Annotated in this window: 21 protein-coding genes and 2 pseudogenes; 11 read left to right on the plus strand and 12 right to left on the minus strand. The window is 72.3% G+C overall.

The window, feature by feature from the left end; translation table 11 throughout:
• Window positions 1-187 precede the first annotated feature (187 nt).
• From ACGFSC_RS14530 to ACGFSC_RS14540, 3 genes are read right to left on the minus strand one after another with little or no spacing between them, the layout of a single operon-like run.
• A complete protein-coding gene (locus ACGFSC_RS14530; protein WP_359896790.1) occupies window positions 188-1975 on the minus strand; it encodes a TniQ family protein in 1788 nt (595 codons plus the stop codon).
• A complete protein-coding gene (locus ACGFSC_RS14535; protein ID WP_359896792.1) occupies window positions 1972-3213 on the minus strand; it encodes an AAA family ATPase in 1242 nt (413 codons plus the stop codon). The genes ACGFSC_RS14530 and ACGFSC_RS14535 overlap by 4 nt, the downstream gene beginning before the upstream one ends.
• A gap of 17 nt (window positions 3214-3230) precedes the next feature.
• Window positions 3231-5462: a transposase gene (locus tag ACGFSC_RS14540; protein WP_359896794.1), complete on the minus strand. Its 2232-nt coding sequence runs from the start codon at window positions 5460-5462 to the stop codon at window positions 3231-3233.
• Window positions 5463-6033: 571 nt separating this feature from the next.
• Between ACGFSC_RS14540 and ACGFSC_RS14545 the strand changes: the two genes are divergently transcribed.
• Complete coding sequence (locus tag ACGFSC_RS14545) at window positions 6034-6873, plus strand: SMI1/KNR4 family protein (protein WP_359896795.1); 840 nt, start codon at window positions 6034-6036, stop codon at window positions 6871-6873.
• Here ACGFSC_RS14545 and ACGFSC_RS14550 read toward each other — a convergent pair.
• Window positions 6860-8863: an alkyl sulfatase dimerization domain-containing protein gene (locus ACGFSC_RS14550; protein WP_359896797.1), complete on the minus strand. Its 2004-nt coding sequence runs from the start codon at window positions 8861-8863 to the stop codon at window positions 6860-6862. The two genes, ACGFSC_RS14545 and ACGFSC_RS14550, sit on opposite strands and share 14 nt — an antisense overlap.
• Window positions 8864-9267: 404 nt before the next feature.
• Between ACGFSC_RS14550 and ACGFSC_RS14555 the strand changes: the two genes are divergently transcribed.
• Window positions 9268-9681 (plus strand): helicase associated domain-containing protein, encoded by a 414-nt coding sequence (locus ACGFSC_RS14555; RefSeq protein ID WP_359896798.1) that lies wholly within the window; start codon window positions 9268-9270, stop codon window positions 9679-9681.
• Window positions 9682-10227: 546 nt separating this feature from the next.
• Window positions 10228-10521: a hypothetical protein gene (locus ACGFSC_RS14560; protein ID WP_359896800.1), complete on the plus strand. Its 294-nt coding sequence runs from the start codon at window positions 10228-10230 to the stop codon at window positions 10519-10521.
• Window positions 10522-11021: 500 nt separating this feature from the next.
• Here the strand turns inward: ACGFSC_RS14560 and ACGFSC_RS14565 are convergent, their stop codons facing one another.
• A complete protein-coding gene (locus ACGFSC_RS14565) occupies window positions 11022-11411 on the minus strand; it encodes a hypothetical protein (RefSeq protein WP_359896802.1) in 390 nt (129 codons plus the stop codon).
• A 145-nt stretch (window positions 11412-11556) separates the two neighbouring features.
• A complete protein-coding gene (locus ACGFSC_RS14570) occupies window positions 11557-11973 on the minus strand; it encodes a helix-turn-helix domain-containing protein (protein ID WP_359896803.1) in 417 nt (138 codons plus the stop codon).
• A gap of 151 nt (window positions 11974-12124) precedes the next feature.
• Between ACGFSC_RS14570 and ACGFSC_RS14575 the strand changes: the two genes are divergently transcribed.
• The 4 genes and pseudogenes from ACGFSC_RS14575 to ACGFSC_RS14590 all read left to right on the plus strand — a co-directional run bounded on the left by ACGFSC_RS14575 (window position 12125) and on the right by ACGFSC_RS14590 (window position 13327).
• A complete protein-coding gene (locus tag ACGFSC_RS14575) occupies window positions 12125-12364 on the plus strand; it encodes a hypothetical protein (protein ID WP_359896805.1) in 240 nt (79 codons plus the stop codon).
• Window positions 12348-12620, plus strand: a pseudogene (locus tag ACGFSC_RS14580) (WhiB family transcriptional regulator); the annotation flags it as partial. The gene ACGFSC_RS14575 and the pseudogene ACGFSC_RS14580, both read left to right, overlap by 17 nt.
• Window positions 12621-12731: 111 nt before the next feature.
• Window positions 12732-13133: pseudogene (locus ACGFSC_RS14585) on the plus strand (RNA polymerase sigma factor); the annotation flags it as partial.
• A complete protein-coding gene (locus ACGFSC_RS14590) occupies window positions 13115-13327 on the plus strand; it encodes a hypothetical protein (protein ID WP_359896806.1) in 213 nt (70 codons plus the stop codon). The pseudogene ACGFSC_RS14585 and the gene ACGFSC_RS14590, both read left to right, overlap by 19 nt.
• Window positions 13328-13562: 235 nt before the next feature.
• Here the strand turns inward: ACGFSC_RS14590 and ACGFSC_RS14595 are convergent, their stop codons facing one another.
• The 3 genes from ACGFSC_RS14595 to ACGFSC_RS14605 are packed head-to-tail and all read right to left on the minus strand — an operon-like array spanning window position 13563 to window position 14636.
• Window positions 13563-13868, minus strand: a complete 306-nt coding sequence (locus ACGFSC_RS14595; protein WP_392863333.1) for a hypothetical protein — start codon at window positions 13866-13868, stop codon at window positions 13563-13565.
• Window positions 13869-13920: 52 nt separating this feature from the next.
• Entirely contained in the window at window positions 13921-14088 is a 168-nt protein-coding gene (locus ACGFSC_RS14600; RefSeq protein ID WP_392863336.1) for a hypothetical protein, read from the minus strand.
• Window positions 14085-14636 carry a hypothetical protein gene (locus ACGFSC_RS14605; RefSeq protein ID WP_392863339.1) on the minus strand — a complete coding sequence of 184 codons (552 nt, stop codon included), beginning with the start codon at window positions 14634-14636 and terminating at the stop codon, window positions 14085-14087. Before ACGFSC_RS14605 ends, ACGFSC_RS14600 begins: the two co-directional genes overlap by 4 nt.
• A gap of 331 nt (window positions 14637-14967) precedes the next feature.
• On the opposite strand from ACGFSC_RS14605, the gene ACGFSC_RS14610 reads away from it, so the two are divergent.
• Entirely contained in the window at window positions 14968-16173 is a 1206-nt protein-coding gene (locus ACGFSC_RS14610; RefSeq protein ID WP_359896807.1) for a DUF6236 family protein, read from the plus strand.
• Window positions 16161-17666 (plus strand): hypothetical protein, encoded by a 1506-nt coding sequence (locus tag ACGFSC_RS14615; protein WP_359896810.1) that lies wholly within the window; start codon window positions 16161-16163, stop codon window positions 17664-17666. Before ACGFSC_RS14610 ends, ACGFSC_RS14615 begins: the two co-directional genes overlap by 13 nt.
• A 5-nt stretch (window positions 17667-17671) precedes the next feature.
• Here ACGFSC_RS14615 and ACGFSC_RS14620 read toward each other — a convergent pair whose 3' ends face one another.
• The 3 genes from ACGFSC_RS14620 to ACGFSC_RS14630 form a co-directional block, all read right to left on the minus strand.
• A complete protein-coding gene (locus ACGFSC_RS14620) occupies window positions 17672-21118 on the minus strand; it encodes a protein kinase (RefSeq protein ID WP_359896812.1) in 3447 nt (1148 codons plus the stop codon).
• A 588-nt stretch (window positions 21119-21706) separates the two neighbouring features.
• Entirely contained in the window at window positions 21707-22117 is a 411-nt protein-coding gene (locus tag ACGFSC_RS14625) for a VOC family protein (RefSeq protein WP_359896814.1), read from the minus strand.
• Between the two features lie 170 nt (window positions 22118-22287).
• Window positions 22288-23325 carry a medium chain dehydrogenase/reductase family protein gene (locus ACGFSC_RS14630; protein WP_359896816.1) on the minus strand — a complete coding sequence of 346 codons (1038 nt, stop codon included), beginning with the start codon at window positions 23323-23325 and terminating at the stop codon, window positions 22288-22290.
• A gap of 107 nt (window positions 23326-23432) precedes the next feature.
• On the opposite strand from ACGFSC_RS14630, the gene ACGFSC_RS14635 reads away from it, so the two are divergent.
• Both ACGFSC_RS14635 and ACGFSC_RS14640 read left to right on the plus strand, forming a co-directional pair.
• A complete protein-coding gene (locus ACGFSC_RS14635; protein ID WP_359896817.1) occupies window positions 23433-24086 on the plus strand; it encodes a TetR/AcrR family transcriptional regulator in 654 nt (217 codons plus the stop codon).
• A 49-nt stretch (window positions 24087-24135) separates the two neighbouring features.
• Window positions 24136-25596 carry a serpin family protein gene (locus tag ACGFSC_RS14640; RefSeq protein WP_359896819.1) on the plus strand — a complete coding sequence of 487 codons (1461 nt, stop codon included), beginning with the start codon at window positions 24136-24138 and terminating at the stop codon, window positions 25594-25596.
• The last annotated feature ends 516 nt before the right edge of the window (window positions 25597-26112 follow it).

Below are 26112 nucleotides of genomic sequence, written 5' to 3' on the forward strand. Positions count from 1 at the left end.
CACTGGGCCCGCTGAGCCAGACCGTTCGACACGCGGCCGAGGATGACGGCCAAGGCGCAGGAGGAGCCCAAGACCCGGCGCCGGTGACAAGGGGGTCGTCGGCACACGCCGACAGCCTCTGCTTCGTCGCCCTTCACGTGCGGGGCGGGAGCCGGCCGCCCAGGCTGTGCGGTACGGGGATGCGCCCTCAGTTGCAGGGCCGATCAATCGCGGTGGCGAGATCGCGAGCGTACGCGTCGAGTTGTTCGGCGATCGGCCGTAGTTCCCAGGCGCGGCCGCAGCGGCGCTGGTAGCGAGTCTCCGTCAAGGATTGCAGGAGCGGGCTGCGGGCGGGAAGCGCAGCGGCGCGTGCCCGGTGAACGACGTAGGCCTGGTGGGAGTGGCTCTGGGTGATGTCCGTCCAGATCAGGACAGCGGCGGTATCGCGGCGCACTGCGTCGTCGAAGCGCCGCCCGGTGCGCTCGGGCAGGTTCTCGCTCAGGCGGCGCCAGTCGGCCTCGGAGAGAGACCAGGTATCAAGGGCCTGGCGGCGGCGGTGGTAGTCGACCAGGCATGTCTGCGCATCAAGGTGGTCGGCCAGCTTCTGGAGGCCGGCTTCCAACGCGTCAAGGGCGTCAGCGTCGGCGAGGCGGCGGCGGGCGTTGCCCATCGCCCACGCCGCCGTGCCGAACGGCACGCCAAGGCGTTCGGCGCAGTCCTGCACCGATCCGCCAGCGATCATCTTGACCAGGTGGACGGGCACGGCACGCCGCAGGGCCTCGTGTGCACCGGCGGGCGCATCGAAGTAGTGGAGCCACTCCTCGGGGAGGTACTGCGGGATGTGATGCCAGGTGAAGGCGCCGTGATGGCTGGGCGGGATCGGCGGTTGGGGCTTTCGCGGCTTCGGCTGGGGCCGTGGAAGGGAATCGGCTTCCCGGATCAACCGGCTCAACGTGGGTGAGCTGTTGTGGTTGCTGTTGAGGACGGCCTGCCAGCGGTGGGGTGACCAGCGGGCGGCCGTCAGCAGTTCCCTGATCATTGTCTCGGCCTGTGCCGCGTCGGCGGCCAGGAGCTGGTGCGCGGTGGTGAGGACTTTGGCGGCATCCCCGGGGTCCTGCGGGAGGCGGCAGTCGCCGCGCATCCGGCGCTCGCGCGGCGCCGGATCGGCGCCGGCTGCGGGTACCGGACGCAGCAGGACCGTGGCGGTGTACAGGTCGTCGAAGCAGGTGAGGGCCTTGACGTGTTGGCCGATGCTGCGGGCGTCGGGGTCGGGTTCGGTGAGCAGGGCGTGCAGGTGGCGTTGGCAGTCGAGCTGGTCGGCCGGCACGGTGGTCGGCGGTACGGGGGTGTCGAGGCGTCCGGCGCAGGCCTCCTGCCAAGCGGGGTGGCCGGTGTCGGCGGCCGGGTTGCGGCACTGCGCGGGGTGTAGGAGGCCGAGGGCGGGGCGGGCGATCAGGTGGCTTCCGAGGTTCTGGTTGACCGGCTTCTCGCAGTGCGGGCAGGTGGTCTCCAGCATCCGTTGGTGCGCGAGGCAGGCGAAGGAGACGGGCAGGTGCCAGAGCCTGCGCCATGCTCCGCCGTGCCGCTGCTGGACCGTCGTGCCGTCCGATGCCAGACACTGGGGGCAGTAGCGGCGCAGCCGGTGGGAGGCCCAGCCAGCCGGCGCCGCCCAGTGCGCCCGCTCCGACAAGTCGACCCGGCCAAGGTGCTGCTGGTAGGGGCGGTAGCGGTAGGCGAACGGCGACAGGCACAGACCGCTCACCTCGGCCGGACTCAGTCGGGTCGCGCGGCCGAACGCCGCGGCCGCCGCCTTCGGCAGGTGGACGGCCTGGTAGCCCGGGACGGCGATCTGCCGGGCGCCGACCGTGAGGCTGGTGAGCCGCAGGACGTGCTGCGGGGTGATCTCCAGGCGGTGGGCCAGACGCAGGACGAAGCCGGGCAGGCTCTCACCCGGCAGCGGGTCGAGGCTGCGCGGTAGCGGCCGGGACGCGCTCACCCGGTACTGCTCTCGGTGCCGTAGTGGCCCTGGTCGTCGAAGACCGTGTTGGCCGCACGCGCCTGGCGCCGCCGACGAGGTGGTTTCGGGATGGAGGGGACCTCGCCGGCGTGGGCGTCGAGGTCGCCGAGCCGCTCGGGGCGAATGACGGTGCCGTCCAGCAGGTCCCGGGTCAGCCGTTCCTCGCCTCCGGCCATCGCCTCCGCGCAGCCGTCTTCGATCAGGCGCCGCAGCAGGCCGATGACACCGCCGGTACGACGGAACAGGTACTCGGGCATGGTGCCGGCGGTGAGCATCCCCGGCTCGGCGCGAAGGAGTCGCAGCTGATCCTCGATGCCGGTGAGGTGGTCGACGAACGCGCGGATCTGACCGGGGGTGGTGTAGGCGAAGGGGTCGAGGTCGACGAGGTCGAAGCGGCGCTCGGTCTGGGTGGCGGCCGACGGGTTGTGGCTTCGGCCCTGGCGGACGTCGGGGACGATCAGCTGTCCGGTGGCGGGGTCGATGGAGGAGCCGCGCAGCAGGCCGGAGCGGGGAATGTCCACACCGATCAGGACCAGGGTGACGTTCAGGTCCATGAGTTCGCGGACCAGGTCGAGGGTGTCCTGGTCGTCCTCGCGGTGCAGGCGCAGACGGGTGATGTCGTCGAGCAGCAGGGCGGTGGTGCGGTGGTCGCGCAGCGAGTCGCGCACCGCGCGGATCATGGCGTCGAGGGTCTTGGGGTGCGGTGCCCCGTAGTAGTCGAGGATGCTCGCGCACAGCGCCTTCGGGGTCGCCTTGACCGGGAGCCGGCAGTAGGCGACCGGGACGAACGCGTCGCGGGTGCCGGGTATCGGCTCGGTGTGCGGGGCGAGCTGGCGGTGGACCTCGCGCCACAGGTCCTCGAACGAGGCGGCCGCGTCGCACACCGTCTCGGTCTTGCCCTGGAATCCTCCGCCGCTGACCATCAGCCCCACCCGGGTGCCGGGCTGGAAGTTCAGCGCGTTGTTCTGCAGCCTGGTTCGCAGCGCCTTCACGACGGCCGCGCTCATCGGGGTCTCCTGCAGTCGCAGGTTGACGTGGGTGGCGGTGCGGTGCAGGTCGTACAGTGCGCGTCGGCGCGCCGGCAGTGTCCGGTACTCGTCGAGCGTGATGCGCGGTGCGGGGCTGAAGGCGTGGCGGGTGCGGAGCCACTGCTGCCAGCCCTCCAGCCGGTTGCGGTCGGGTGGCGGGCCCGCGGCGAGCAGAGGCGCGATTCCCATGGCGTCGATGGTCGGGTTCACCGGGGCGGCTCCGGGGCTTCGTCGGTGTCGGCGGGCAGCAGCAGCGGGTTGCCGTCCCAGAAGGCGGCGCTCAGCGGGCGGGCCGGGCCACCGGCCGGGGCCTGGACGGTCGCGGCTTCGCGGCGGTGGCGGCGCTCCCCGTCGGCGGCCTCCTCGACCTGCCGCCGCTGCTGCGGCCACGGCACCTCCCGGACCGGCCCGGCCTGCTGGGCTGCCGGTGGACGGTCGGCGGCGGCGGTGCGGGCGGCGGCCGTCTCGCGGGCGCGGTCGATCCGCCCGCTCCGGCCTGGTTGGCCCCTCCAGCCGTCCACCGGCGCGACGTCGGCCAGCATCTCCAGCAGGACGGGCAGCAGCTCCCGGTCGGACCTGGGACGCAGACCGGCCGCCTCGGCCTTCTTCAGCAGTTCGCCGGCGCGGGCGTCACCGAACGCCGGAGTGCGATCCGCGTGGGGCATCCCGGTCCAGGCGAGCGGATGCCAGTCGTGGGTGAGCGGGTCCTGGAAGAACACGAACCGGCGGTCCCGCGGGTCCCGGCGCACCACCCACGTGCCCGGGTGGGCGCCGCCGCGCGTGGAGCGTTCGCCGCGGTAGGGGCCGAGCACCTTGGGGTCGTCGTACCACAGGCCCCGGATCTTCACCCCGCGGCGGCGGTCGATGCGCACGTAGTGCGTGGGCAGGAGTTCGTAGAACAGCTCCGGCGAGGGGATGTCCATCGCGAAGCCGGTCTGCGCGAACGAGGCCGCGAACAGCGTGTTCGGACTGTGCGAGCCGTCAGGGTCCCAGCCGGGCGCGAACTCCCCCAGCGCCCGGCGCTGCCACACCGCCACCACCCACGTCGCGATCAGGTGCTCCATCTCCTCCACTGTCAGCAGCGGCCCGTCGGCCGGGTCCGCACCGCGATCCGCCACGTCCACGCCGGTGTAGCCGGGCAGCTGCTCGAACAGGAGTTGGCGGATCACCCCGAAGGCCCGCTCGCAGGCGGCCTTGTCGGTGGGCCGCAGCGCCCGGGCGGGCAGCACGTTGCAGCCCAGCACCCGCTGCACCTCCACCAGGTGGTGGTTGCGGTAGACCGCGCCGTGGTCGGTGGTCACGGTCTCCGGCGCGAAGAACGGCAGGCCCGCCACCTTGTGCCCCGCGAACTGGGCCACCACCGCTGCCGGAAGCCCCGGGTAGGGCCACTCCAGGTCCTCGCCCCACTCGGCGCGCATCGGCAGCGGCATCATCACGTCCCGCAGCAGCATCGCCACGTCCACTGCGGTGTCCGACACCAGGGTGAGGCGGAACGCGCAGACCGAGTGGGTGTAGACGTCGAGCGCGATCGTCAGGTGGACCTTCACCGGCTCGCCGAACACGCCCTCGCGCACGAACACCGGCAGCACGGTCGTGTCCAGTGCCACCACCTGGCCCGGACGGTGCACCAGGACGTGCCCGCCGTCGAACACCGTCTCCACGGTGCGCGCGTAGCGGGGCCGGGTGCCGCCCGGGCCGAACCACTCCCGCCACACCCGGCGCAGCGTGTCGTAGCCGGGAACCGGCACCCCGTCGCCGAACCGCTCGCGCACGTACCGGTGGACCATCCGCTCCTTCGTGCGCATCGACACCCGGGAGGCGTAGCGGGTCTCCTCCCGCACCGCGAACAGCGCCTCGCGCACCTGCTCGCTCACCGACGGGTGTCCGCCGCTCTCCCGCAGCCAGCGGCCGTCCGCGCATCCCGCGAGGCCGAAGCGGCGCCGGTCCCTCTCCCAGCGGATCAGTGTGCGGTACCCGACCCGCGCGAGGCCGAGCAGCTTCGCCTGCTGCGGGTCCAGGGCGGCGAGCTCCGTGACCTTCGCCAGCCTGCGCTGCGACAGCGTGGTCGTGCCGGGGTCGTAGCCGGTCCGGGGCTCGCCCGGGCCGGGCCGCAGCGGATCGCCTCCGCGGAACCCGGTGGCCACCTCCAGCAGGTGGGCCATCCTCAGCAGCGCCAGCTCACGCCGTTCGCGCGGTAGGTCACCGGTCGTGCGCACCTGGCGGCCGCGCTCGGGACCCGCCGCCGCCGTGCGCGACGAAGCCCGGCAGCCGGGGTGGTTGGCCAGGAAACGGAAGCTCACCGCCTGCCGCTCGCCGTCGGCGGCGACCAACTGCACCCGGCCCAGGTGCGGCTCGCGCCGCTCCACCGTCCACTCGCGTCCGTCCACCACCAGGCCGGCGCCCGGCGACAGGTCCAGCACCGCCGCCGTACCCCTCACCGGTCGGCCCCCGCTCGCACCGGAACGGCTGCGACGCCACCTCGACCAGGTCCCCGGCAAAATCCAGCGCCAGCAGGACCCGCGCCTCCTCCAGGCTCTCCGCGCCGTGGAGCCGACCGGTACTGACCAGGGCCTGGAGGTTCGGGCGGTGCCGTTGATCGCGCCGCCAGGAGAACCGGCGTACCGGCCGCCCGGAGATGACGATGCCATCCAGGTCCCGCACCGCGCACGACACCTCACCGGCGCGAGCTCTCCACGTCGCCGACCACCGTCGCAGCCAGTTGTCCCCGAGGCGAAGAGTCGGACGCCCCGCCTCCACCGGTACCTCGACGACCAGATCGGTCCACTCGCACCGATCGGACCACACCACGGCCGACACGTCCCCGACACCCGCTTGATCGAACACGCGAGCCATGGAATCAGCCGCCCCACACCGGCCGAAGCTGATCTCCAACGAACAGCAGGTGACAGAAAAGCCCAGCAAAAGTCGCAGGTGACAGATATCGCGCCTAAGCGGTGACAAGCATCCTGCCTCACCTCACAACTTCACCGAGGTCGCCCCACGCAGCTGGTGACAACTAGCCCGCTTCGGCACACCGACGTCCCGACCTCCTGGAGCCGCATCGGTACCTGGCTCACTGCGCACACCCGACGAGACTCGGCGAGACCAGCGCCGGATGCCTCCCGCCTGGACGCGTTCGAGAAGGACCTCGGCCTGCCCCTGCCCGCCGACCTGCGGGCCTGGTGGCTGCTGCCCGACGTCACCGCGAGCCACTGGATACCTGGCGAATTCGCCCCGGTCCCGTTGGACGAGGCCCTGGAGACCCACGACATCTGGCTGCTGGTCGCAGAGCAGGAAGGCGACTCCTTCGACGAGAACGGCCAGCCCGAGGCCCGCTACCAGCGGGAGTTCATGCCGATTGCGCTGAGCCCCGGCGGCGACGGACTGATCGTCGACCTCCGGCCCGGTGACACGCACGGCGCGGTGCTCCTCTGGGATCACGAGACGTGGGACCTGGACGTTCCCCGATGGGCCTCGGTGACGTCGATGCTCCAGGACATCGCCAACGCGCTGGAGACCGGGACACCGGCCCTCCTGGACCACGCGGACCTCGCCGGCTCCGCGCAGCCCTGCACCGCGACGATCGACGGCGCCCTCGACCTCACCTGGCAACCGGCCTGGTCGGGGGACCGCCGAGGAGCTGCTGGCGGAGTCGGCGCGGTTGGAGGAGGCCGAGCGGCAGGCCTGACGGCCACCGGAGCCGGTGCCCCCTCGCTGGCCGGTCACCGCCCACCACCTCACCGCGAAACTGCGGCGGTGCGGGGCACGCAGCGCCCGTGGGGGGCGGGTCCTGTCCCTTTCCCGGGGCGGGGAGGGACAGGACCCGCGGGCGCGGTCAGGGGGTGGTGAGACCGAACCAGTACTCGAAGGTGTCGAGGAGGGCGTTGAGCGTGTTCAGCGGGTCGATGGTGCCGCTGGTCACGGTGAGGGAACCGTCGGCGAGGAGCTGGTCGGGGGTGGTGGCGGCGATGGCGAGCCGGTTGAGGCCGTCACGGGTGATGTCGTAGACGGCGTCGGCGGTGGCGGGTTCGAGGGTGCCCGGGTACTGGACGAGGACGCCGTTGCGCACGCGCAGGGTGTAGGCGGCGGGGTCGTCCGGGATGCCGCCGGTGACGGTGAGGCCGATGGTCAGGGGCTGCTCGGCGGCGTTCGGCCCGTTGAGGCGGATGCCGAAGTAGTCGAAGAGCATCTCCAGCGGCATCGCGGCCAGGACCGGAGGGGTGATGATCTGCGGCGACGGCAGGGCGACGGGGCTGTCCGCCGGGCGGACGCGCAGTTCGTTGGCGGCGGCGAGGTAGAAGTTGCGCCAGGGACCGCTCTCGGCCTGGTAGCCGAGCTGTTCGAGGACGTCGGCCTGGAGGCCGCGGGCGCCGGTGTTCGTCGGGTCGGCGAAGACCACGTGGGTGAGCAGCTCCGCGGCGAACCGGTAGTCCTGCGCGGTCTTGGCGTTGTCGAAGGTCGTCCGGGCGATGTCCACGACCTTGTCCGCGCCGCCGAAGGCGTCGACGTACCGGGCGCCGGCCTCCTCCGGGGGCAGGGTGTGCAGGTGGGCGGCGTTGCCGTCGTACCAGCCGAGGTAGCGCTGGTAGACGGCCTTGGAGTCGTGGTTGACGGTGCCGTAGTAGCCCCGGTTGAACCACTGCCCGGCCAGCGACTGGGGTACGGCGCCGTCGAGTTCCTCGCCGATCTCCGTGATGGTCCGGCCGTGGTTGGCCAGGCGCAGTGACTGGTCGTGCAGGTAGCGGTACAGGTCGGCCTGCGAGGTGAGGAAGGAGCGGACCGTCTCCGGTTCCTGCTCGCTGTTCCAGCGGGGCCAGAAGTGGGAGGCGAACAGGGAGTCGGAGCGGTCGGCGTACCAGTCGGTGGACTGGATCAGGAACTCCGACCAGGCCTTGGCGTCGCGGACCTGGGCGCCGCGCAGGCTGTAGAGGTTGTGGAGGGTGGGGGTGGCGTTCTCGGCCATGCACAGTGAGCGGATGTCGGGGAGGTAGAAGTTCAGCTCGGCCGGGGCCTCGGTGCCGGGGGTGAGCTGGAACTCGATGTTGACCGGTCCGAACGCTTGGACGATGCCGGGGGCGGCGATGTCGGAGGTGACCGTGAACGTCGGGGCGAGCAGTCCCGAGGTGCCCAGGGAGTTGGCCTTGCCGAGGCCGGCGTCCACCTGTCCCTGCGCGGAGCGCTCCAGCAGGGAGCCGTACATGAACTGGGCGCGGCGCTGCATGGCGTTGCCCGCGTAGACGTTCTCGCTGACGGCATGCTCCAGGAAGCCGTCGGGGGCGATGATCTCGACGCCGTCGGGGAGGGTCCGGTCGTCCCAGAGACCCAGCACGCCGCCGTAGTGGTCGAGGTGGGAGTGGGTGAAGATCACCGCGCGGATGACGCGGTCGTCGCCCCGGTGCTCGCGGTAGAGCGCGAGTGCGGCGGCGGCGGTCTCCTCGCTGATGAGAGGGTCGACGACCACGATCTCCCGGGAGGCGCCGGTGGGGTCCTCCAGAAAGGTGATGTTGGACAGGTCCATGCCCCGGACCTGGTAGACGGCGTTCTCGACGACCTCGAACAGGCCCGCGTTCATGTTCAGCACGGCGTTGCGCCACAGGCTCGGGTTGACGGTGTCCGGAGCCTGGCCGGTGAGGAACTGGAACGGCGCCAGGGACCAGGCGGGCACCGGGCCGCCGCCCTCCTTCTCGACGGTGAAGTCGGCGGGCAGCGCGGCGACCAGGCCCCGGGAGGCGAACGCGGCCTCCGCGTCGGCGCCCGGGTCGGGGACCACGACGGCGGCGTTCAGGTCCCTCGTCAGGGCGGTGGCGGGCTGGGTCTGAGCGCGATCGGGAAGAGCCACGGGCGGTGCACACCTTTCGTCGGCAGGACAGGGGCGGCCGGCACGGCGCACGGGGGCGAGGAGTGCGGGGTGAGGTGCGGGCGGTTCGACGTCGTGGCACGACGGACGAACCGGCCCCACCTCCGACCCGAAAGCACGATCCGTAACGGCGCGAACACATACGGTACGGGCGTGATGGCGGGCATCTGTAGCCCCGTTCCGGACAACCAGTCGACGAAACCGGCCGACCGCACCCAGGCCCGCGCACCGTCCGTCCGCACGGGTCCTCCGCGCGGTGGTGGCGGTCATCGGCAGAAGCGGCAACGGTCCGGCGGTGGCGGTGGCGGTGGCGGTGGCGGTGGCGGTGGCGGTGGCGGTGGCGGGTCGGGCGGCCTGGCCGAGGGCATCTCCGACGGCCGGACCGGGTGGAGGCGCTCGCGGGGATCGACCCGGACTGGAACCACGCGTGGCCGCTGGACTGGCAGCGCCACTACGCCGCCGTCGCCGACTGCGTCGAGGGCGGGGCGCAGCTCGGTGATCTGCCGCCGGGGGCGACCTTGCAAGGGCTGGATGTGGGGCGGTGGGTGGAGCGGCAGCGTCAGCACATCGTGTGGCAGGGGCTGATGGACGGGCAGCGCGAGCGCCTGGTCGTGCTCGGCGTCGAGCCGCTGGCGGCCCCGGCCGAGGAGGCGGTGCCGAAGAAGAAGCCCTCCGCAGGCGCAGCGAACCCTCAACTCCACCGCCTCACCCAACCGGCCAACCACCACCCGCAAGGCCAGGGGCAGGAAGCGGAAGGAGAGGGTTGTCGGGGTGGTGAGTTCCACTTTGACGGCCACTGACCATGGCCACTGACCTGCGCTTTCGTCAGGAAACCCCGGGCGTTGTGGCCGGGATGGTCGGCCACCGGTTGGCGCACCGGTTCTCACCGTCGGTTGCCGGACCGGTTGGAACACCCGTTGTCGGGTCGTGACCGTAGGGGCCGGTCCTGGTGAGAAAACCGGTGAAGCGTGGGCTTTCCTGCGGGTGCTCGCCGCCGCCGGGGCGGCGGGCACCCGATCGTGAGGAGCCCGTGATGGCTGTGCCGCCCGAGATCGACCACGCCGTGGTCGCCGCGCCGCTCCAGTTCCGGATGGCCACGACCGAGCAGCCGCGCACACTCCGTACCCCCGACAGCCGGCCGGAGCTGATGCGTCGGCGCCTCCACACCGCCTTGGCCGCCGACGGGAGCGCCGTCGGCGTGCCCGGGCCGCGGACCGGGGTCGTGGTCGACGTCGTCGGCGGCGGCCGTGGGGCACCCGGCATTCGGCCCATCGGGCCCGCCCTCCAAGGGCGACCCCTGCCCGTCCCTGCTACGGCATCGGCCCGAAATGGCTATGCACATGGTTATGAGAATCACCTGCCGCGCCGCTCTCGGCGTCCCGTTGATGACCGCTGCCGCCCTGGTCCTGCCCGTCGGCCCGGCCACCGCAGCCACCGGAAACCTCTACCTCAACAACGAAGAGGTCTACACGGACCCCTCCGGCTGCTACCCCCTGGAGGACTCCAGCATCGTCGACAACAACACCGACACGGCCGTGACCGTCTACTCGGGTCCGGACTGCAGCGGAGAGGAGCTCGGCCGTATCAGTGCCGGTGACGACGAGATCACCACCGGCGCCCAGAGCCTCTTCATCCCCTGAATCTCTGCCCCGATCTCGCCATCGGCCCCGGACCGGCCCGGACCGTCACTGCCCGCCGACGGGTCTCCCGAGGTGGCGGGCAGCGCGCCACCAGCCTCCCGGACAAGCGCGGGGCGGCCGCCCCGCCCTGTACTGCGGCCCCGCCTGCCGACAGGCTGAACACCGCCGGCGCCGCCTCGAAGAAGAAACTCCCGGCCCTGCGCGCCGAGGCCCGCCCGCTCCTGGCAAGCCCCGGCGGCGACGAACCGGCCCAACAGGTCCTGGAGGAATTCGACGGCGCCCAGGTCCCGGTGTTCGTCCGGCACGCCCGTGCCGCCCGGACCGCACGATGGCGGTGCCCGCCCCGCAAGCGAGAACTTGGCCCGGACACCGCCATGGGGTCCGGGCCGAGTCGTTTGACCGAAGTCGGCATGATCAGAAGAGGAGACAAGGGCGTCTCCGGTCCCAAGCTGCTGACCAGCAGGAACGGAGAAGCCAAGTCGGAGTGTCGGAGGGCGTGATCACCGTGCTGAGGAGAGGGCGGACGAGCGCGCCTCTTCCAATTCGGCCACGAGCTGCTCGATCCGCTGGTTGGGCGTGTTCCCCGACCCGTAGCCCGCCAGCATCGGGAGCTGGTCGGTCTTGCCCGAGGCCAGGAGCAGTTCCGGGACGTTCGAGGAGAACAGGGTTCCCGAAACGACGGCGGGCCTCACCTCCTGGATCTCGGACCAGGTGTAGGAGCGCGAGTTGAGCAGGCCGGAGTACTTCAGGCCGGTGTCTCCGAAGGCGACGCCGTACATCGGGGCACGGATCGTCAGTACCAGGCCCGGCACACCGCCAAGGACGATGGGGATGAGGTCGTCGACCCTGGTGGCAGTGGCCGCTACAGCGACGGCGATCAGCAAGAACACGAGCCCGACCAGGAGGTAGGCGAGCGCCTACGGATTACGTCTCTTGCGCATTTTCCATTCCACATTTCTGGTGCGCAGGGGCGCCGCCCGGGATACGGACGGCGCCCCGACAGGTTGGTTCAGTGGATCGGAGTCCACCATTGGGTCAATCTAAGGGCTGTCCCGTACAACCGTTGGCCAAGGTGAGCAGGCGGCGTCGACTGATGGTCAACCGAAGAGCAGGTCCGCATCCTGCCGATCGCTCGGCCTCGGTGATCCGACGCCTGCGGCCCTGCCCTCCCAGACCCTCCAGGCCCTCAAGGCGGTCCCGGTTGAAGCGGTGGATCCAGCACCGCACGGTCTTCTGGCTACACATCAGCTTGGCCGCGATCGCGGGCACCCTCGACCCCGCCCGACTCAGCTCGATCATCCGCGCCCGCAGCACCAGATCCGCCGGCGCCTTCCGCGCCCGCGCCAACCGGCGAACCACCGCTCCCTCGCCCGAACCGCGGCCCTGCCGCGCCCGCAGCACCACCCCGAACCACCCGTCCCTGACCATCTCCAGACCGACGGGGCGCCGCATCTCGGGACGTTGCCGTGAAGTGCGCCCGTCGTTTGGGGCGGCCTGTGGGCCTACCCACCGAAAAAATTTCCCCGGCGGACGTCACGCCCCGGTGGTGATGGAGGCACTCCCTCGGACAGATGCGGGACGTCGAGGCGGGAAGGGCCCTAAAGTGACGGAACTTGAGGTAGGCGTTGTGATGGGGGTGATCGCACAAGCGGGTGCGATCGTGGCGCTGTGGGTACGTACGCGCGCCGCCGTGAGGCTGGAGCGGGTGCGGTCCACGTCACGCGTCGCCGTGGCCCGGGAGCTGCCTGCTGGCAGCCGATTCGTCGAGCGGGACGGCGTGGGAATCGTGATCGAGGTCGGCAGCGCAGGAGAGGACGTGACGCCGCATGGGCTGGGTCGATGACTGGTCGGCACAGGCCGCCTGCCGGACCACTGACCCTGGCGAACTGTTCGTCCAGGGCGCGGCGCAGAACCGCTCGAAAGGGGTGTGCAGCGGGTGCCCGGTCCGCACCGAGTGCCTGGCGGACGCGCTGGACAATCGGGTGGAGTTCGGGATCTGGGGTGGGATGACCGAGCGGGAGCGCCGCGCCCTGCTGCGGCGTCGACCCACCGTTGTGTCGTGGCGCCGCACCTTCGAACTCGCGCGCCGGGAGTACGAACTCAGCCTGGCGGACAATGTCGAGCGCGAGTTCGAAGTTCTCTTCCGGGCGGAGTTCGGCAATCTCGTCGGCTTCCTGGTGGCAGCGGGAGCGCGGCTGGTGGAGGCTCAAGACGCTGCCCAGATGGCCTTCGTGGAGATCCTGCGGAAGTGGTCTGCAGTCACCTCTCGGATCGCGTGGCTGCGGAGCGTTGCTTACCGCATGTGGGTGCGGCTGATCCGCAAGGACCGTATCCACATCCTCGAAGCGTCCCCGGCGCCGCCGGACACCACGGTCACCGGGGACCTGGAACTTGGCCTACAGGCCCGCCAGGTGATCGAACTACTGGCTGAGCTGCCCCCGCAGCAGCGCACTACGATGGCCCTGGTCTACGACGGCCGTTCACCGACCGAGATCGCCGGCATCCTGGAGGTGTCGGCGGCGAGTGTGCGCCAGAACCTCAAACGAGCCCGAAGCACTCTGGCCCGCCTGATCGTCGAGAGAGGAATCCTGCCATGTCCGAACCCGTCCTGACCGACGGCCCCGAGTACACCCTGACCGAGCAGATGGACACCTTCCTGAGGGTCGGCTTCGAACAGCTCAAGGCTGCTGCGGCCGCCCAGCTGGACGTCGAGCACCAACTGGCGCAGACGGTCCGCACGGTGGCTGCCATGGACCCGGCTCCCAGTGGACCTGGCGCCAGCCGACTGCTCGCGGCTGCCAGCTGATGACGGAGTACCTGTGGCGGGCGCCGACGCTCGCCCCAGGTGAGAGCTGTGGTGGCGGTGATGAACGGCTAAGGCCCGGACGCGGCCGGGCCTTAGCGCAGCGTGCCGCACCAGGCAGCAGGGGTCGGCGGCAGGCCGGTGGGTCCTGTTCAAGGCCAGGCGGACAGCAAGGATCTAGCCGACCCCATCCAGCGCTCGGCAAAGGCGAGCGAATTATGGCCGGTACGCCTGGTGTTCAGGCGGCCATCGCAGGAAGCGCGCGCAGGCGCTCGCGGAACTCGGCGACGGCGGGCTCGGCCGCGTAGGGCTTGAGGTAGCCGTCGAACTTGGTGAGGCGGTTGACGGCGCGGACAGAGTGGACCTTGGTTTCGAGGAGGCCGAGGCCGCGGTTGGCGGCGTCAAGGGCGCCGTCGAGGTCCTTGCCGGCGAGGCGGGCGGTGGCGAGGCGGCCGGAGCGGACGGCCTGGTCGCGGGGGACGGCGTGGTCGATGGAGGAGGCGAGCGCGCTGGTGGCGCGCTCGACCTGGCCGGCGGAAGGCACCGAGGTAATACTGCTGACCGGCTGAGCGCAGGCCGCTGGGCGCCGGGCTCCTTCACGCGGGGCGCACGGTGAGCCCGATGCCGAGGCCGGGGCCGCCCGGGCCTCCGGGGTTGACCAGGAGGGAGCCGATCCGGCGGCGGGTGTTGGTGGCCTTCAGGCGGGATCTGGCGACGGTGATGGTCCTGCCTCCGGGGTCGCCGTGGTCGAGCGGTACGGTCACGTCCGCGCAGCGCGCGCCCACGGCGTCAAGGGCGCGGCCCGTCCGATCGTTCCCGCCCGGGCGCAGCCGCGCCACTCCAGGCGCTGCCGGTGGTAGCGGCCGGGTCCGGCGGCGGGGGCCGCGTCGACGGAGGCTGTGGCAGCCGCCGCGGCGGGGGCGGTGGCCAGGCAGGTGGTGAGGCCGGTGGCGAGGACGCGCCCCTCGGCCGAGGCGCGCCGGACGGCGGTGCCGGTGGCGGTCATGCTGCTTTCTCCCGGGGTGGCGGACCCGTCCGGCCCGGAGGGCGTCCGGGCCGTGCCGGTCGAGCCGCTCGGCGGACCCCGCCCGAAGGCAGCGCCGTGCGGCACGAACTGGCGGTACGTCGGACGCATCAGGGCGGGTCCTTCGGCGTACGTCCGGAGCACCACCCGCCCGCATCCGACCGCGGCGCGGACGCAGTACCGGAACGCGTCGAGGAATCCGTCGAGGAATCCGTCGAGGCCGGCGGTGACGTCCCCGTGTACGGGCAGGTCACGACGGCCGTCCGTGTCCCGAAGCCGGCCGGGCATCCGCGTCCGGGCCGCCGGGCGATCCGCGGGGAACGGCCCGGCGATGCAACGGTATCGCCCCGAAACCAAGGGAGTTGGGACACACTCGGGGTGTGACAGCTGCCATCATCACGGGACGGGTCCCCTACGCGCTCGGACTCCACCCGCTCATGCCGGAACCGACACCGGAGTCACTGCGGAGGACCGTGGTACCGCGGAACCGGTCCGCGGGCGAAGGGCCACTCGACCTGGGAACCCCGATGACCGGCGAGGGCCGCCTCGACGGCGAACCGCGAGTCCGCGTCCGGGCGGCTGCGATCCTCACCGACGCGCGGCGCGGAGGGAATGCCTGATGGACCGGTTCGCCCTCTACTACCCGCACATCCACGTCCGCGACGACGACTGGCTCAAGTACGCAGCCCTGTACTGGCCCAAGATGGCCCGGATCCGCCCGCCGGGCTACCCGCTCCAGGACTCGCCCGCCGCCAGGGAACTCCACGCCGCGCGCTGGCTGCTCGACGTCGAACCGCCCGCCTGGGCCGCCCGCGAAGTCGCCGAGCCGTTCCTGGAACTGCTCCACGAACACGGTGCCGCCCTCCGGGAGCGCTTCGGCCTCGACCGGATCGAGACCTGGGGCCTACCGGTCGCCGAGGCCGGATTCGGCAACGCGGGCGGGTTCTCGGCGGGCCGGGAGGAGGTCGACGAGGGTGACCCGACCTGGCTCAACCCGCGTTTCGGCTACGTCCACGCCAGCCGCATCAGCGGGCACCTCCTCGACTCGGCCGTCGACCAGGGGCTCGCGCTCGCCCGCCCGGGCCGCGGCGGGATCTGGGTGGCGATGCACCCCGAGCTGGCCACCGTCCACATGCTCGCGCTGGCCGAGCAGATCGCCGCCGAGAACCGCCTGCACCCGATCACCGACCGGGCACTGCCGCACGCCGCCATGTCCGGCTGGACCTTCGAGCGGCTGGCAGCAGTGCTCCTCGGCGACCTCCCGGCCGACAGCTCCGCGGCGCGGCCGGCATCCGAGGAGGCGTTCGTGTTCCTGGCGTTCGCGACGGTGGTCCTCGCGGATCTGCGGGCCGTCCCGGTCGAGAAGATCCTTGAGATCCGCGCCGAATTCGGGGCAGAACTGGACGGGTTCCGGGAGTTCACGGCCGAGCAGGTCGGGCTGCTCGGCGCCGTCGAGGACGTGCGGGACGCGGGGCTCTACCAGGAGTACCTGCACACCGAGGTCGACCGCGAGGTCCGCGCGCGGCTCGACGACCTGGACGACCGCATGCGCAGCGCCGGCCTCGAAACCGCCCGGGCCCTGGCCAATGTCAAGTCGGTCGCCCTCCCGCCGCTGGCCGCGGCCGCGGCGGAAGCGGTCGGCGTCACCCCGGCGCTGACCGTCCCCGCCGTGGTCGCCGGCTGCATCGTCGGCGCGCCCCTCCAGTGGCGCCGCAAACGCCGCGAGATCGTGCAGGAGTCGCCCGTCGGCTACCTGTTCCAGCTCAAGCGGGCTCTCGGCCCCGACACACTGATCAGTAGGCTGCGAAGGGCATGGCCGCTGTGACGGGCGACGGCGGCTCCTTCTCGGAGGCCTTTCACGAAGCGTTCCCGGGGCCCGGCACCGACTCCCGCCATGTGCTCGTCCCCGAGCCCGCCGCGGATCCGGCGGTCCTCGCCCTCGCGGACCGGCAGACCCGGCGTCTCGCCGAGTCCCTCCTGGCCGAGGCTCCGTCCGGCTGCCGGCGGATCACCGCGGTGTTCGCCCTGACGCTGCGCCGCGAGGCCTCGCATGTCCTCCATGCGACCGACCGGGCCTCCACCGACGCCGCGCCGGGCCCCGACACGCTCCGGCTGGCCCGCGAGCTGCGCCGGACCACCGCCCGGCTGCCGCGCGGGCCCTGGTGGCGGATGACGCTCGACCTGCACGTCGACGGCGGCGTCGAGGTGGACTTCGACTACGGCGACGAGCCGTTCCCCGACGATCACCTGTTCGCCCCCGAGGACTACCGGGTCGACCTCGAAGCCTTCGACTGGTCCGCGGAGAAGCTCCCCACCTGGTTGTCCGCGTTCGTCGGCCACGGCGGCAGACAGCTGCGCAGCCCGCGGAAGGCCGCCCTGCCGGCCGACTCGCACGGCGCGCGGTCCGCACGGGGTGTCCCGCCGGACGAGATGCCCGGCCTCACCGAGACCTGGGCGCGCTGGGCCGTCCTGTCCGCGGCGTTCGTCGCGGCCGGTTCCGAATGGGGGCCGCGGATGCGGCCTTCCCACGCGTGGTTCGAGAGCTCGACGCGCGGCGGCTCGACACTGTGGATGCTCGCGGGCGGCCGCGCCGTCCTGTCCGGCGGCGTCTGGGACGCGCCCGGCCTGGCCGATGCCTATCGCGGCGACGCGCCGCACCCCGAGCTGTTCGCGGGGGCGCCGGAATGGGTGGCCGATCCACTGCTCGACGAACGGGCCGAGTCCGGTCTGCTGTCCTTCTGCTACTGGTGGGAGAGCGGGCGCTGGCTGCGGGGCGAATCGCCGGTGATGGAGGAACTCGCGACGGCGGTTCCCGGGGTCTGGACCGGCGGAACGGTCGCCGGCATCGTGTCGAAGCTGGCCCGGCGCGTCGCGCGGGACACCGAGTCGGCCGTGCTGCGCCTGGTCACAGCCGCCGAAGGGGAGTTCGCCGAGCGCGGCATGCTGGCCGAGGTCTTCGGGGACGGCGAGGGCGTCGACCTCGACGGCGCCTACCACCAGCTGGTGATGGCGGGCGTCGTGCGTCGCACCGACCTGCCGCAGCTGCCCCGCCACCACGCGATCGCGATCGTGGGCCGCCACATGCTCGCCCACGGACTGGACGGCCCCGACTACCGGGTCGCGGACCTCGTGGCCGACCGGGTGGACTGCGGATGGCAGGTCTACGCGCCGGTCGCCGTCGGCGAGGTCAGGTTCGGACGCGGGCTCTTCTTCGTCGCCGACGACGCGGTCCTGGAGGTCACGGACACCCAGCGCTCGTACCCGCACCAATACGCGGTGGAGTTCGCGCGCCGGTACCGCGAGCGCTGGGGGCTGTGAGCGGGTCAGGCCCGCGGTTCCGCCAGCTCCCAGTCGAGCGTCCACAGGCGTACCCGCCCGTCGCTTCCTCCCGAGACCGCGTACGCGCCGTCGGCCGTCAGAGCGAGCCGGCCCAGTTGCCCGGGCTGGGCCTCCACCGTCCGCGAGCAGGTGCCGGTCGCCAGGTCCCACAGCCGCATCTCTTCGCCGTCATGGGTCGAGACCAGAAAGCGACCGTCGGGGGTGAAGCGCATCTTCCGCGCGTTGCCGCGCTGCCCTTCGAGCACCGCGGTGCAGGAGCCGGTGGCGGTGTCCCACACGCGGACCGACAGGTCGTCGTAGCCGCCGGCGGAGGCCACCAGGCTTCCGTCGGCGCTCATCGTCACGGCCATGACCCAATGCGTGTGACCGCGCAGCACGGCACGGCAGCGGCCGGTCCCGAGGTCCCACAGGCGGACCGTCCCGTCGCTCGCGCCCGTGGCGGCGGTCCGGTCGCCCGGGCCGATCCACACGGCCCTGGGCATTCCCGTGTGGCCCTCGAGCTCGCGCAGGAGGGTGCCGGTCTCCAGGTCCCAGAGCCGGAACCGCCGGTCGTTTCCGTCGCCGCCGATGAGCGCGCGGCGCCCGTCGGCGGTGAACCGGGCCGCGTCGGGACTCATGGCCACGGGAATCATCCACCTGAGCGACTCGGGCATGGCATCCGTGCCGATGAGCCGGTCGTCGGACATCGAGTACCGTTGCGCGCCGCTGCCGGTCGACCAGGCCTTGGCCGATCCGCTGCGGCCCCAGGCCATGACGGTGCCGCCGTCGGCGCTGAGCTGCACCGCGTCGATGCCGACGAAGAAGCTGTGCTCGCGTTCCTCGTGGACGGTGATGGTCCGCAGGAGCGCGCCGGTGCCCGGGTCCCAGAGCCGGATCTCGGCGCCGTCGCTGGTGGCCATGACGTCCCCGCCCGCGCTGATGTCGAGCGAACCGACGCCCGACCGGTGCGCCGCGAAACTGCGGGCGGGCCAGACCGCACGGACGCCGGTGTGGACCAGTGACCGGCTGAGGGAGCGCCAGGCGGCCATCACGTCGGGAGCGCGCTCGTACCCGGGGACGGCGCGGGCCTCCCGGAGCGTGTCGAGCGCGGCGGCGCGGTCGCCCGCCGCCTCCCGGGCCGCCGCGGTCCCGACCAGTGCCTTCACCTTCTCCTCCAACAGGTTCAGCACGCCGTGCCTGCGGGGCCGGCTCACCTGGAACGGCGCGGCGGGAGAGCCGGGCATCCGCCACAGCCGCACGGTGTTGTCGAGCGACGCGGACAGCGCGAACCGGTCGCCGGCGCCCCAGCGGACATGGCCCGCCTCGCCTCGGTGGCCCCGGAACGTCCGCAGGCACCTGCCGGTCCCCAGGTCCCACAGGCGGACCGCACCGTCGCGGGCACCGACCAGGAGCTTCGCGGCGTCGGCGCTGAGCGCGAGCGACGTGACGGGGCCCCGCAGGGTCCGGACCCGACGCCCGGTCCGCAGGTCCCAGATGCCGACGGCATCCTGGTTGTCGGCGACCGCCGCGACGCCGTTGCCGGTGTCGAAGCACAGAGCGGGCTGGTTCACCCCCTTCCCGGCCAGCACCCGCGCGCATTCCCCGGTGCGCAGGTCCCAGAGGCGGGCGATGCAGTCCTCGTATCCGGCCACCAGGACCCAGCGTCCGTCAGGGCTGAGCTCGGCTTCCGGGAACTGCGCCAGCGGGCCGTGCAGCCGCCAGCGGACCCGGCGCCGGCGCAGGTCCCACACGACGACGTCGACGCCGTACACATCGCCCTTCCAGACCGGTTCCGTGGCGACGGCGATGCCCTCCCGCGCACTGACCGCCGCCCATCTGAAGGCCCTCGCCGCCCTGATGGCCCGCAGGCACCTGCCGTCGGACAGGTCCCAGATACGCATGACCGCGTCGTACTCGACCGAGGCGCAGTACCGGCCGTCGGGAGTGAGCCGGACCGACCGGACCTTGGCCCCGTGGCCGCGAAGCGTGCGAAGGCACCGGCCCGTGCGCACGTCCCACACACGGACGTGTTCGTCGTGACCACCGGTCACGGCGGTCCTCCCGTCCGCGGACACGTCGATGTGGAGCAGCCGGGCGGGCTTCCCGTCGGCGGTCGGGTTCCAGCGGATCTCCTTGATCCCGATGCAGTCCGCGTCCGGCACGGTTCCGGAGCCGAGTGTGTCCAGCGCCTCGCCCACGTCCCGCACCCCGGGCTGCTCGCGGTCGATGCGTTCGAGGAGCGGCCGGGCCGTGGCGAGGTCGCCCCGTTCGAGGTGGACGAGCCCGAGCGCGTGCCGCGCGGGACCGGCGTCGTCGGCGTCGGTGCGGACGGCGTCGAGGTCGGCGACCAGTTCCTCGTCGGTGATCTCGCCACGGCGCCAGCGCCACAGTCCCGAGTTCAGGGTCGCCTCGGCGTGCTGCGGGTCGGCCGTCAGCGCCGCGGTGAACGAGGCGGCGGCCTCCTCGTCGCGGTCGAGGTCGAGCAGGGAGAGCGCCCGGTTGTTGAGCTCGTCGGCGCGCAGGTCGGCGGCCTTCGGCTCCAGGCGCCGGTACCGCTCCCCGGTGATCCGCAGGTGGATCGCCGCCAGTTCCCCGGCGACCACCGCCATCGACCCCGGCCGCCTCTCGGGGGCCGGGTCGAGGCAGCGCTCCAGCAGGTCGGCCAGGTCCGACGGCAGCGGAGGCAGGCCAGGCCCGTACGACTCGATCCCGTGGCGCTCCCTGATGGTGTCGTTCGCGAACGGCCCCCGGCCCCAGCGCGGCCCACCGGTGAACATCTCGAGAACCGTGACACCGAGGCTGAAGACGTCCGTCCGCCTCCCGACCGGCCGGTTCGAAAGCTGTTCCGGCGAGGCGTACGCCGGTGTCCGCCCGCCCGCCGAGACCGGAACGCTGACACCGTGCGGAAGGTCCCCGCCGTCCTCGGCGACGATCGGCCGGATGCGGGCCAGGCCGAAGTCGGTGACCTTGGCGACGATGTCGCCGCCCTGCACGTCGAGCAGCACGTTGGCGGGCTTGACGTCCCGGTGCACCAGGCCCTCGGCGTGCGCATGGCCCACGCCCCAGGCCATCTGGATCGCCAGGTCCAGAATGCGTGCCACGGCCGCCTCCGGGCCGCCCTCGTACAGGCGGCGGTCGGCGATCCAGTCGTGCAGACTGCCGTCGCCGACGTACTCGGCGAAGACGCAAGGGACGCCGTCGACCACGCGCACGTAGTGGCACCCGCAGATGTTCGGGTGCAGCCCGAGCGCGACCCACGCCTCGGCCTCGGTGACGAACCGCTCGCGCTGCTCATCGGTCGCGAACACCTCCGGCTTCGGCGTCTTGACCGCCAGGTCGATTCCCCACTGCCGGTGCAGAACGCGCAGCACCCGCCCCATCCCGCCCTCGCCCGCGACCCCCTTGACCTCGTAGCGGTCGTCGAGAACCTGCTCGATCGCCCTGTCGCCCACGTACGACACGCCCTTTCGCCGGACCGGCTGCGACTTCCCGCTCATTAGAAACCGGGCCATCCGGGTCTGTACGGCCAACCGCGGATATCCGAGCGGGAAGTGACGCCCGATGACAGGTGTGATCGCCCCGGCCGCCCCGGCCGCCCCGGCCGCCCCGGCCGGCCGGCGGGCGGGGAGTGCCGCCGGGCCGAGTGACCGATCACTCCGTGATCGCCGGGACGCCCGACCGGCAGGTGGGGCGGCTGTGCTTCGGCGGCAGTGAGCCGCTCCACGTGCTCGCGGACGGAAACAGCTTCTCCGCGGGCGAGGAACTCGCCTGCGAACGGCCCCGGCCGGAGCGGCGCGGACGCGGCCCCCGGCTCGGCGCGGTCCGGCTCCCGCGGCGCGCAGCCGGTCGAGGGTGCGCTCCAGGCTGCTCTGGGCCGCCGCGACGGCGGCGTCCGGGTCGCCCGCGGCGATCGCCTCGACGAAGGTGTGGTGCGCGCGGTCGATGGTCTCCGTGAAGCGGTCGGCACCGCGGTCGACCGAGCCCTGAACGGTCAACGGACAGGCATCAAAGGATCAGCGGCCGACTTCACCAAAGCCGCGTCAGTCGTGCTTGGGCCAGATCGGGCCCTGGTCGGTCCAGATGACGCCCTTGTTGCGGCACAGGCAGAAGGGGTGGCCGATCGGGTCGGTGTAGACCTGCCAGCCGTAGCCGTCGGGGCCGATGAAGTCCTGCCTCAGCGTCGCGCCGAGGTCGAGGACGCGGCGCTGCTCGGACTCGATCTCGTCCACCTCGAAGTCGAGGTGGAACTGCTTGGGGTGCTCGCTGTTGGGCCACTGCGGAGCGCGGTAGTCGTCCACCCGGATGAATGCCAGCTCGATCTCGCCGAACTGGATGCCGGCCCAGTCCTCGGAGCTGCCTTCCTTGATCGGACGGCCCGTCACCTCGGAGTAGAAAGCCGCCAGCTTCATCGTGTCCGGGCAGTCGATAATGAAATCGGTGAGTCGCAGCATCCCGTGATCTTGCCACAAGCTCACACCCCACTTCGCGACAGGCCCTGAGCAGCTCCGCCGAGGTGCGGGAACAGAGAGTTCCTGGGGGCTTCGCCCCCAGACCCCGTTCACCGGGGGCGGCCAGGTTTGTACCGCAGGTGCGGATCAGCAGCGGACGTCGGCGGAGCCGCTCAGCGGACGATGACGACCTTGCCCGCGACGGTGCGCGACTCGGCCAGGGCCAGCGCGGCCGCGGCCTCGTCGAGGGGGAACTCCGCGGCGACCTGGGCGGTGAGCGTGCCGTCGGCGAGCAGGGCCAGCACCTGGGTGAGGTCCTCGCGCAGCCGGGCCCGGAAGGCCGCGGGGCGGCGCCTGCCCGCCCACAGGTTGTAGAAGTGCGCGGAGCGCCCGTTGGGGAGCAGGTTCCACAACGCCAGCCGGGCGAACAGGTTCAGCACCGGGAGCCGCGAGTCGCCGGCCTCGTCCTTGGTGGCGGCGGTGCCGTAGGACACCAGGACCCCTCCGCGGCGCAGCAGTTGCCAGGACCGTGCCAGTCCGGCGCCGCCGACGTGGTCGAACACCGCGTCGACGCCGTCGGGTGCGAGTTCCCGGATGCGCCGGTACGCGTCCGGGTCGCGGTAGTCGACCGGGGTCGCACCGAGGGCGCGGACGGTGTCGTGGTGGCGCGCGGAGGCCGTGCCGATCACCGTGATCCCGGCGTGCCGGGCCAGTTGGACGAGGGTCGAGCCGACGCCGCCGTTGGCGCCGAGCACGACGATCGTCGCGCCCCGGGCCACCTTCGCCGTCCGGTGCAGCATCTGCCAGGCCGTCACGCCGTTGACGACCACGGTCTCGGCGTCGGCGGCCGTCACGCCGTCCGGCACGGGGACGGCGTCCGCGGCGTCGATCAGCAGGTGGCTGGCCCAGGCGCCGGTCTTGGTGACGGCGGCGAAGCGGCGCCCGGTCATCGCCGGGTCGACGCCGGGGCCGGTCGCGACCACCGTGCCGACCACGTCGTAGCCGGGCACGAAGGGGAAGGGCGGCTGGTCGTAGTACTTGCCGCGGCGCATCTGCTGCTCGGCGAAGGAGACGCCGGTGGCGTCCATCCGCAGCAGGACCCGGCCGTCGGTCGGCGGCGGGAGGTCGCGGGTGCGCAGCCGGAGGCCGTCCGGCTCGACCTCGCCCGGCAGGACGACCTCGATGGCGCGGGTGATGACGGCGTCGTTCATGGCGTGCTCCGTTCGGCTCAGCATTGCTTACGGTCGTAACGTTACGCGCGTAAGCTCACGGCACACAAGGGCTGTCGGCTGTAAGTTTTCACCTGTAAGCTCACGGCATGGGAAACGAATCGAGCACACTGTCCGCCCGCCCCCGCAACCGCCGGGGGGAGGGTGCCCGCCTCCGCGAGGACATCGTGGCCGCCGCGGTCGAGCTGCTCGACGAGACCGGTAGCGAGAGCGCCGTCACCCTGCGCTCCGTCGCCCGCCGGGTCGGGATCGCCGCCCCCTCGATCTACCGCCACTTCCCCGACCAGCCGGCCATCATGCTGGCCGTGGTGCAGCAGGCCTTCGACCAGCTGGAAGCACAGCTCCGCGCCGCCGTGGACGCGGCCGGCGAGGACCCCCGGGCACGTCTGCTCGCCTTCTGCCACGCCTACCTGGGCTTCTCCGAGGACCACCCGGAGCGCTACCGCACCATGCTCGGCGGCGTCTGGGTGCCCGTGCTCCAGGACACCGCCGTGACGCAGGAGGACATGGCCGCCCTCGGCATGGCGCCCCTGCATCTGCTCGCCGATGTCCTGGCCGAGTGCGCCGCCGCCGGCCTGGCCGCCACCGACGACCCCTGGGCGGACGCCGTCGCCCTGTGGCTGGGCCTGCACGGGCTGGCCCACCAGCGGGCGGTGACCATCGCCTTCCCCTGGCCCGAGGGAATCGCCGACCGGCTGATCTCCACGCTGGCGCACCTCAAGAGCCAAGGCCCGTCCAAATAATTGATCATGCGGCGGGTCGAGGCGAGTCGACGGGCGCGGCACGGGGCCGTTGACGCGGGAGGACTCGCCGCGCCGGCGCTTCAAGCCGCTCGATCCGCTCGCCGACGGGTGGGTGATCGAGTTCTACGGGCTGCGCCACCGGCCGGGGGGCCGGGTCCTGCCGGCTCCCCGTGCACTCGATGCCCGTGCCGTCGACGAGCCCGTCCGAGCCGAGCTCGCGGTTCGTCACCACGAGCGCCCACGTATATCGCTGGCCGCCCCGGACGGGTCGGCCCTACGCTCCCGGGGTCAGGTGTTCCTCGAAGGGGTGGGCATGATTCGTAGTTCCACCGTCCGGGCCGTCAACGCGTTGACCGCGCGCTGGGCCGCCGCTCTGCCGGAAGGCGGCACGGCCTTCACCACCGCCGGGGTGTGGCCGCTGCTGGCTCTGCTGGCGGACGGCGCAACCGCCGCCGTCCGTACGGAACTTGCCGATGCCATCGGCATCCCGGCAGACCGGGCTGCGGGCGAGGCGCGGGGGCTGCTGGCCGCGATCGATGCGATGCCCGGCGTGCAAGGGGCGCTCGGCCTGTGGACCCACGAAGCTCTGCCGATCGAGCGGAGCTGGCTTGCCGCGCTCCCCGAGCGCGTCCACGGACAGCTCACCGGCGACGCGGCTTCGGATCAGGCTCGGCTCGACGCCTGGGCGGCGACGTGCACCGGCGGACAGATCCCGTCGATGCCGGTGACCGTCGGGAAGGACACCCAACTGGTGCTGGCCAGTGCCCTCACGGTCCGCACCGACTGGATCCGACCGTTCGAACCCGGCGGCCTGGAGGCGGCGGCCGGCCCCTGGCGGGGCAGGGACTTGGCCGGCCTGTTCCGGGTCACCGCACTCCTCGACCGCGTGGGAGTCACCCGGACCCCGACAGGTCCCGTCACCGTGCTCCACGTTCTCGGTGCCCAGGGAGTCGATGTCCACCTGTTCCTGGGGACGGAGGACGCCCAGCCGGGGCAGGTGCTGGCGGCAGCGGTGCGGACCCTCGACAACCGGAGGACAGTACTCCCGGGCGGTCAACTCCCCGACGGCGCTCCGGGCCCCGGGCTGACGGTCGAGCGTGTTCCCAGCCTCGACGGCGAATCGAAGCTGGTGGTGGAAACCGTGCCCTTCACCGTCACCGCCCGCCACGATCTGCTCGAGGCCCCTGAGCTGTTCGGCCTCCGAACGGCGACGGACGGAACCCGAGGTCACTTCCCCGGCATCAGCGCCGAGCCGTTGGCGGTCGAGGCCGCCGCACAGACGGTGACTGCCACGTTCGGCGCCCGCGGCTTCCGTTCCGCGAGCGTCACTGCCCTGAGCGTGGCGGGCGCGGGGCTACCGCCGCGGTACCGCTATCGCGCCCGCGTGATCAGCGCTCGATTCGACCGGCCGTTCGGCTTCCTCGCCGTCCACCGCACCTCACGGCTCGTCCTGAACGCCGGCTGGATCACCGAACCCGACGCCTTCGAGGAATCGTCCGGGGAATGGTGAGCCCGTGAAGCAACGGACGGCACGGGGTAGCGTCGGACGGTCGGGTGCGGTGTGAAGGTCGCCCGCCCGAAGCGGCGCGAGCGCGGCGGTGTCGTGGCGGCGAAGGAGCTTGCTCGCCGACCGCTCCTCGGGGTCGTGGTGCCTGCCCGGCAGGTGGCCACCACTGCGCAGCCGTTCCGCGAGCGGCGCGGCCGGCGCCTCCGGCCCTGCGCCTGCCCGAACCCCCGCGTGGATCCGACGCCACCACCTCGGACGACCGGCCCCACAAGGAGCGGACGCAACGCCGGCGGTGCCGCGTCGTGCGGCACCGCCGGGCGGGGCGAGGGGTCTGCGGCAACAGACGGGGCCTCGGGTGGTGCGTGGCGACCGTCCGGTCCGGTCATGACGACCGGAGGGGGTTTCTCGCTGGACGACACCGAGGCGGAGCTGCGCGAGAATGAGCCCGACATAGACCAGATCCGTGCTCACCTCAGCGCTGTGACCGCCGTCGCGGCGTTCACCGACTCTGCCGATACG

Origin of the sequence: Kitasatospora sp. NPDC048715 (genome assembly GCF_043198905.1) — a bacterium.
Classification (GTDB): domain Bacteria; phylum Actinomycetota; class Actinomycetes; order Streptomycetales; family Streptomycetaceae; genus Kitasatospora; species Kitasatospora lactacystinica.